Origin of the sequence: Reyranella sp., assembly GCF_050185545.1 — a bacterium.
Classification (GTDB): domain Bacteria; phylum Pseudomonadota; class Alphaproteobacteria; order Reyranellales; family Reyranellaceae; genus Reyranella.
This window is the reverse complement of sequence record NZ_JBFWZI010000274.1, coordinates 1-7,471: the sequence shown is the minus strand read 5'-3', so window position 1 is coordinate 7,471 and position 7,471 is coordinate 1. Positions and strand designations below refer to the sequence as shown.

The window sequence follows — 7,471 nt, the reverse complement described above, 5'->3', positions numbered from 1 at the left end:
ACTCTCTTCCAGCCCGCGCCGGGCGTTGCCGTCAGCTCACGCCGCGCGCATCCCGCCGCCGAGATACATGGTGCGCACCTCGGGGTCGTCGAGCAGAGCCTGGCCGCTGCCTTCGTAGCGGTTGCGACCGAGCTCCAGGACGTAGCCGCGATCGGAGATCTCGAGGGCGCGCGCGGCGTTCTGCTCGACCAGCATGACGGTCAGCCCGCCGCGCGCCAATTCCACGGTCTTGTCGAACACCTCGTCGACCAGGCGCGGCGACAGGCCGAGCGACGGCTCGTCGAGCATCATCATCTTGGGCCGCATCATGAGGCCGCGCCCCATGGCAAGCATCTGCTGCTCGCCGCCGCTCATCGAGCCGGCGAGCTGGCCGGGACGCTCGCCGAGGCGCGGGAACAGCGTGAAGACGTAGTCCATGGCCTCGGCGATCCTGGCCTTGCTGCGCTCGAGATATGCGCCCATCTCCAGGTTCTCGCGTACCGTCATCTGGGTGAACACGACGCGCCCCTGCGGAACATAGGCGAGCCCGAACCCGAGGATGCGGTCGGGCCGCTGACCGACCAGGTCGTGGCCGAGATAGACCACGTCGCCGCCGAGATGGGTGATCAGGCCCATGATCACCTTGAAGGTCGTCGACTTGCCGGCGCCGTTGGGGCCGATGACGGAAACGATCTCGCCTTCGTCGACGTGCAACGACACCCCGTGCAGGATCTGGATTGCCCCGTACCCTGCCGAGACGTCGCGCAACTCCAGCACCCGGGCCCGCCCGTTGCCAGATGGCCCGTTTCTAGGCTGCATGAACCGCTCCCGTCCGCCGGCGGCGGCCGAAATAGGCCTCGATCACCCGGTCGTCGGCCTGGATCTCGGCCGGAGCGCCCTCGGCGATCTTGACGCCGTAGTCCATCACGAAGATGCGCTCGCAATGGTTCATGATGACGTTCATGTCGTGCTCGACGATCAGGATCGTCTTGCCGGCCTCCTGAAGGCGGTGAATCTGCTCGAGCAGATGCTGGAGCAGCGTGCGGTTGACACCGGCCGCCGGCTCGTCGAGCAGGATCACCTCGGGATCGGTCATCAGCGCGCGGGCAAACTCGAGCAGTTTCTGCTGGCCGTAGGACAGGCGGCCGCCATACTCGCCGCGCAGGTGGCCGAGCTTGACCAGCGCGATCAACTCCTCGGCGCGCTCACGCGCCACCCGGTCGGGGACGGCGAGCCCGATCACCGACAGCATGTTCTCGAGCACCGTCATCTCGCGGAAGACGCGCGTGATCTGGAAGGTCCGTGTGATGCCGCGGCGGAAAACGAGATGTGGCCTGAGGCCGGCGATATCGACACCGTCGTGCAGGACCTGGCCCTCGTCGGGCTGAGCGAGCCCGGTCAGGAGGTTGAAGGTCGTCGTCTTGCCGGAGCCGTTGGGGCCGATCAGCCCGCATATCTTGCCGCGCGGCACGGCGAAGCTGCAGCCGTCGACGGCCTGAACGCCGCCGAACGCCTTGCGCAGGCCGCGAGCCTCCAGCGCGATCCCGTCCGGGCCGGGGCCGCGCCCCGTCATCAATGCACCATCCCCTTGCGGACCCAGCCGCGGTCGATGGCGAAGCCCATCAGTCCACGCGGCATGAAGCGCGCCACCACGATGATGAACAGCCCGTAGGCGATCAAGTGGGCGGTGGGGAAGTTGACCCAGGTAAGCTCCTGGGCCACGTAGAGCAGCACCGCACCAACGATCGGCCCGATCACGGTGCCCTTGCCGCCGAGCATTGACATCAGCGCCATGGCAATGGTGATCTGCACGAAGAACACCGCCTGCGGCTCGATGTAGAGCACCTTGTAGGCCTGGATGCCCCCCGCCATGGCGGGGAAGATGGCGGACAGGACGAAGGCCACCAGCTTGTAGCGCGTCACGTCGATGCCGAGCGCCTCGGCGGCCACCTCGTCCTCGCGGATCGCGTTCAGGCGGATGCCGAAGCGCGAATGGGCCACGAGGTAGGCGACGGCGATGGTCATCAGCATCACCACCAGCATGGCATAGTAGGTCGACAGCGCGTTGTCGACGCTGGGAAAACTGATGCCGAGACCGCCATGCGTGAGGTCGTCCCACACCGTGCAGACGACGCGGGTGCCCTCGGCCATGCCCAGCATGGCGATGGCGAAGTACGGACCCTTGAGTCGCAGCACCGGATAGCCGATGGCGATCGCGACCAGCCCGGCGACGAGCGCGCCCACGACCAGGGTCGGCAGCCAGGGCCAGGTGTGGTCGACCACCAGGATGGCGCAGGCATAGGCGCCGATGCCATAGAAGGCGACGTGCCCGAACGACGTGTAGCCAGTGAAGCCGCTGATGATGTTCCACGACAGGGCCAGCACGACGTACATCATCGTGAACATCGCGAAGGACTGCAGGTACACGCTGAGACCGTGCGGCAGCACCGCGAGGACCGCGGCGAGCAGCGCGAGGAGCGCCAGGTTGCGGAGATGCTCACGCTGCGTCATCGGTCGGCCTCACGTGTCCTTCACGCCCATGAGGCCGCCCGGACGGATGAGGAGCACGGCGATGAGGAGGCTGTAGGCTGCCAGCTCGACCATGGCCGTGCCGTTCGGGATCAGGAGCGACACCAGGCTCTCGAGGATGGCGAGCATGAAGCCGCCGATCAGCGCGCCGATGTAGTCGCCGCGGCCGCCCAGGATGATGATGGTGAAGGCCTGGAGGGTGTAGACGATGCCGGTCTCGGGATTGAAGCCGAACTGGATCGACACCAGCGCACCGCCTGCCACCGCGAGCGCCACGGCGAGGCCCGCCGTGATCAGGTAGATGCGGCCGACATCGATGCCGCAGACCATGGCCACCTCGGCATTGAGCGCAGTGGCCCGGATCGCCTTGCCGATGCGGCTTAGCTTGAGGAAGAAATAGACCGCCACCGAGATGACGAGCGCCATCGTGAAGCTGATGAGCTTGTTCTGGCTCACCGCGATGGTGTCGGTGATCTGCACCGTCTGGGGCGCGTAGGGGATGGTCCGGAAATCGGTCGTGAAGATCAGCTCGGCGACGTAGATCATGGTCAGACCGAGCCCGAAGGTGACGAGCAGGCCGGTCAGCTCGGGTTGGCCCACGACGGCGTTCAGCAGGACCTTCTGCAATGCCATGCCGAGGAGGAAGGCGATCGGCAGCGTGAAGACGAGCGACAGCAGCGGATCGACGCCGAGGAAGAAGAAGGCGACCCAGGTCAGGTAGGCGCCCATCATGACCATCTCGCCGTGCGCGGCATTGATGATGCGCATCACGCCGAAGATCATCGTGAGCCCGACCGCGAACATGGCGTAGACGCCGCCCTGGAGGAAGCCGGAGAGCATGACCGTCCCCAGGTAGCCGAACCACTCGGCGTCCCAGCGGATCGTGTCGGACCAGATGCCGATCACGAAGGGCAACGCGTAGGCGGCGACCAGGAAGGCGGCGAGCAGATGGAGGCTCCTGACCTCGCTGCGTTCCATCCAGCCGCGGCCGCGCCGCCGGCCGATGGCCGGCGGCGCGTCGACGAATGGCCGGGAGCCCCCTGTCTCGCGGTCCCCCTGCTCCCGGCCTATCGTCTCGGCACTGTCGTCCACGCCAGCTACCGCTTGCTCCAGTCGGGCATGGGCAGCTTGGCCTTGGTCTCGGCCCACTTCTCCGGGAATACAATACGGCGCTGACCCTGCAGGATCTGGAAGGTCAGTCCCTCGTGCTCGTTCATGCCCTTGTCGTTCACCTTGTAGTGGCCCATGACCGAGGTCGTGTCGATGGTGGCGAGCGCGTCGCGAAGCTTCTGGCTGTCGAAGCTTCCCGCCTGCTTGAGCGCCGCCTCGGTCACCTGCAGCGCCCCGTAGGCACCGCCGGCGTGGTAGTTCGGCTTCTCGCCGTAGCGCTTCTCGTACTCGGCGATGAACTCCTTCATGCCGGGGTTCTTGAGGAGGTCCGGCAGGGGCTCCCACTGGCTGAAGCCCAGGACATATTCGGCGGTGCCGCCGAGCTGCTCGGCGAAGTTCGGCAGGCCGGGGCCGACGGTCGAGGAGAACAGCTTGAAGTTCAGGTTGAGCTCGCGCATCTGCCGCAGCTGGGCGGCGGCGTCGGCGAAATAGCTGTTCGACAGGATCGCCTCGGTGCCCGATGCCTTGATCTTCTGCAGCAAGGCGGTGAAGTCGGTCTGCTTCTGCGGGTAGTTCTCCTGCAGCACCACCTGGAGGCCGAGCTTGGCCGCCCATTGCTTGGCGCCGATGCCGGACTGCCGCGGGAACAGGCTGTCCTCGCCGATGATGGCGATCCTCTTGACGCCGATCTGCTTGGCGAGGTGCACCGCCCCCTTCTGGTAGTCCTCGGCGATGGCGACGATGTTGAAGATGTACTTGCGGCCCTTCTCCCAGATCGGGCTCGATGCCGCGCCGAAGGCGACGAACGGCATCTTGTAGCGCTCGTTGATGTTGGCCACCGCCTCAGTGATCGCGCTCGAGTACGGTGCCAGGAGCACATCGACCTTGTCCTCGGTGATCAGCTTCTCGTAGAGCTTGACCGCGGTCTGAGTGTCCGACTTGTCGTCGAGCAACAGCAACTCGATCTTGTGGCCGAGCAGACCGCCCCGGGCATTCACCTGATCGACCCAAAGTTTGATCGCGTTGACCTGCCGGCCCGCCGGCTCGGCGAATCGGCCGGTCTGCGAGATGGCGCCGCCGACCAGAACTACCTTGTTCGGCCGGTGGTCCGCCCCGGCATCGGGAACGAGCGCCAGCAACGCCACGAACGCTGCAACGAGACTTCGAAGAACGCTTTGCGTCATCGCCCGACCTCCCGTTATCGCCACACCGACTCGGGACTATGCGTACGCAAGCTGATAGCTCGAAAAGAAGCAGCATGGCATACAGACTGTCAAGCGTTCCGGATCCGAAGGGAGGCTGCGAGCGCGTCATCGTCTTCCGGACCGCGGGCGCCTCGCCCGCTCTTCTCTCTTCTATGAGTGATGAGCGGGCGAGACGCCCGCGGTCCGGAAGACGATGACGCACGCCGGCAAAAGCCCCGCCGTCCCGAGCGTAGCGCCAGCCGTGAGGCTGTCCGACGGCGTTACCAATCAGAAACTTGATCCACCCCCTGGCCGGGCCATCTTGGCGGGCAAGAGGTAATTGCATGATCGAACTCAGACCCTTCGAGAAATTGGGCAAGTCGAACCACGGCTGGCTCAACGCCAATTTCCATTTCAGCTTCGCCGAGTACCGCGATCCCAAGCGCGTGCACTGGGGCGCGCTGCGCGTGTGGAACAACGACCGCATCGCGCCCAACACCGGCTTCCCGCCGCATCCGCACCGGGACATGGAGATCGTGACCTACGTCATCAAAGGCGCGATCACCCACCAGGACCATCTCGGCAACCAGGGCCGCACCGAGGCCGGGCAGATCCAGGTGATGAGCGCCGGACGCGGCATCCAGCACGCCGAATACAATCGCGAGAGCGACGAGACCGAGCTGTTCCAGATCTGGATCCTGCCCAACAAGGAGGGCGTGCCGGCACGCTGGGAAACCGTGCAGTTCCCGGCCGAGGGCCGCGACGGCAAGCTGGTGCCGCTGGCGTCGGGCCGCGGCCATGAAGGTGCGATTCCTCTCCATGCCGACGGGGCGCTCTATGCCGGCACCCTGAAGGCCGGACAGACTCTGCGCCAGACGCTGGGTGGCAAGCCGGCCTACCTCGTCCCCGCCAAGGGGCGGATCGAGGTCAAGGGCGCCGGCGGCCAGCCGGTGACGGCCAATGCCCGCGACGGCGTGGCGGTGGTCGATCTGCCCGAGATCGAGCTCACGGCGGTCGAGGATTCGGAGATTGTGCTGGTCGAAACCGACCAATTGAACTGACCGGGGCTTTCGTGCTCTTGCTCCCGTCTCCGCCGAGTCGTGGCGGGACGGGAGCGACCAGGGGAGCACGCACATGGCCTACAAGGGCTTCGATCTTACGGGCAAGGTTTCGCTGGTCACCGGCGGCAATGGCGGCATTGGCTTCGGCATGGCCGATGCCCTGGCGGAAGCAGGCGCCGATGTTTGTATCTGGGGCACCAATCCCCGGAAGACCGAGGATGCTGCCACCCGGCTGAAGCGTCACGGCCGCAAGGTCCACAGCCAGATCGTCGATGTCGGCGACGAGAACCAGGTCCAGGCGGGCTTCGCCGAGACTCTCGGCGTCATGGGCCATGTCGACAATTGCGTCGCCAATTCGGGCGTGTCGGGCCGCGGCAAGGGCTCGATCCTGGAGATGGACTACGAGGAATGGCGCCGCGTCATGCGCGTCAACCTGGACGGCGTGTTCTTCACCTTCCGCGCCGCCGCCAAGCACATGGTCGAGCGCGGCAAGGGCGGCTCGCTGGTGGCGATGGCCAGCACCGCGGCGGTCGAGGGCGCGGCGCGCTCCAGCCACTACGGCGCCAGCAAGGGCGGAGTCACCGCCATGGTGCGGGCGCTGGCCGTCGAGCTGGCGCGCTACAAGATCGCGGTCAACTCGATCCTGCCGGGCTGGATCGAGACCGAGATGACACAAAACGCCTTCAACAACCCCAAGTTCGCAGGCAACGTCATGCCGCGCATCCCCGAGCGCCGCTGGGGCGTCGGCGCCGACTTCGGCCCGATCGCCGTCTACTTGGCGAGCGAGGCCACCGCCTACACGACGGGGCGCGACTTCGTCATCGATGGCGGTTATACCCTGTTCTAGGCTCAACTACGGTTCCGGCATTCCGCGCGAGACACCCAGGGCGCCGGCACCACGACGAATAGATCGGGGCGGTACCCGCCCCGATTCATAGGAGACTTCGACATGATCAAGACTTTCGCCGCCTGCCTCGCGCTCGCGCTGACGGCCTCCACGGCGGTCCCCATGGCAGTCCAGGCGCAGCAACCGGCCAAGCCGGCGACGCCCGCCGCCACCAAGCCCGCCGGCGCGCCGACCGAGGACCGCTACATCGGCTACTACTATCCCAAGCCGACCTCGACCGAGGTGTTCGAATCGTCCATGCAGACCATCGCCGGCGCCGAGCGGCCGCAGCGCATCCAGTTCGTGACCGTCGTGTCGCAAGGCACCATCCAGTCGGCCTATCGCGTGCCCTACGCCGTCTTCGCCAAGGGCGAGAAGGGCGACAAGATGATCATCGTCGGCATGCAGCAGGGTGAGCTGAATACGCTCTATCGCATGCGCGCCCTGCTCGCCAACATGACGACCATGTCGCGCCTGTCGCCGTTCTTCCAGGAGCGCACCGTGGCCGAGGATGCCACCTTCTTCGACCTGCTGAAACTCCTGGGCTTCAAGCAGCTCACCATCACCGACGGCGAGAAGCTCACCCATCAGGTGACGATCAAATAGCTCATCATCCTCCCCAACTCCGTTGGGGAGGTGTCGCCGTCATACGGCGACGGAGGGGTCATGAATCATGCGAACCGCGGGCGTCCCGCCCGCTCATGATCATGAGCGGGCGGGAC

The 7,471-nt window shown here is 66.0% G+C and carries 8 protein-coding genes; 3 read left to right on the top strand and 5 right to left on the bottom strand.

Features of this window, described 5'->3' with window-relative positions; all coding sequences use genetic code 11:
• Positions 1-36: 36 nt before the first annotated feature.
• The 5 genes from AB7O82_RS35790 to AB7O82_RS35770 are packed head-to-tail and all read right to left on the bottom strand — an operon-like array spanning position 37 to position 4,802.
• Complete coding sequence (locus AB7O82_RS35790; RefSeq protein WP_428539664.1) at positions 37-798, bottom strand: ABC transporter ATP-binding protein; 762 nt, start codon at positions 796-798, stop codon at positions 37-39.
• Positions 788-1,552 (bottom strand): ABC transporter ATP-binding protein, encoded by a 765-nt coding sequence (locus tag AB7O82_RS35785; RefSeq protein WP_428539661.1) that lies wholly within the window; start codon positions 1,550-1,552, stop codon positions 788-790. The genes AB7O82_RS35790 and AB7O82_RS35785 overlap by 11 nt, the downstream gene beginning before the upstream one ends.
• A complete protein-coding gene (locus AB7O82_RS35780; protein ID WP_428539658.1) occupies positions 1,552-2,490 on the bottom strand; it encodes a branched-chain amino acid ABC transporter permease in 939 nt (312 codons plus the stop codon). The genes AB7O82_RS35785 and AB7O82_RS35780 overlap by 1 nt, the downstream gene beginning before the upstream one ends.
• Positions 2,491-2,499: 9 nt before the next feature.
• Complete coding sequence (locus AB7O82_RS35775) at positions 2,500-3,600, bottom strand: branched-chain amino acid ABC transporter permease (protein ID WP_428539655.1); 1,101 nt, start codon at positions 3,598-3,600, stop codon at positions 2,500-2,502.
• A gap of 5 nt (positions 3,601-3,605) precedes the next feature.
• Positions 3,606-4,802, bottom strand: a complete 1,197-nt coding sequence (locus AB7O82_RS35770; RefSeq protein ID WP_428539652.1) for an amino acid ABC transporter substrate-binding protein — start codon at positions 4,800-4,802, stop codon at positions 3,606-3,608.
• Positions 4,803-5,146: 344 nt separating this feature from the next.
• Here AB7O82_RS35770 and AB7O82_RS35765 point away from each other — a divergent pair, with 344 nt between their 5' ends.
• From AB7O82_RS35765 to AB7O82_RS35755, 3 genes are all read left to right on the top strand, one after another.
• Positions 5,147-5,863: a pirin family protein gene (locus AB7O82_RS35765; protein WP_428539649.1), complete on the top strand. Its 717-nt coding sequence runs from the start codon at positions 5,147-5,149 to the stop codon at positions 5,861-5,863.
• Between the two features lie 73 nt (positions 5,864-5,936).
• Positions 5,937-6,710, top strand: coding sequence for an SDR family NAD(P)-dependent oxidoreductase (locus tag AB7O82_RS35760; RefSeq protein WP_428539646.1), 774 nt, complete (start codon positions 5,937-5,939; stop codon positions 6,708-6,710).
• Between the two features lie 102 nt (positions 6,711-6,812).
• Positions 6,813-7,355 (top strand): hypothetical protein, encoded by a 543-nt coding sequence (locus tag AB7O82_RS35755; RefSeq protein WP_428539643.1) that lies wholly within the window; start codon positions 6,813-6,815, stop codon positions 7,353-7,355.
• Positions 7,356-7,471 lie beyond the last annotated feature (116 nt).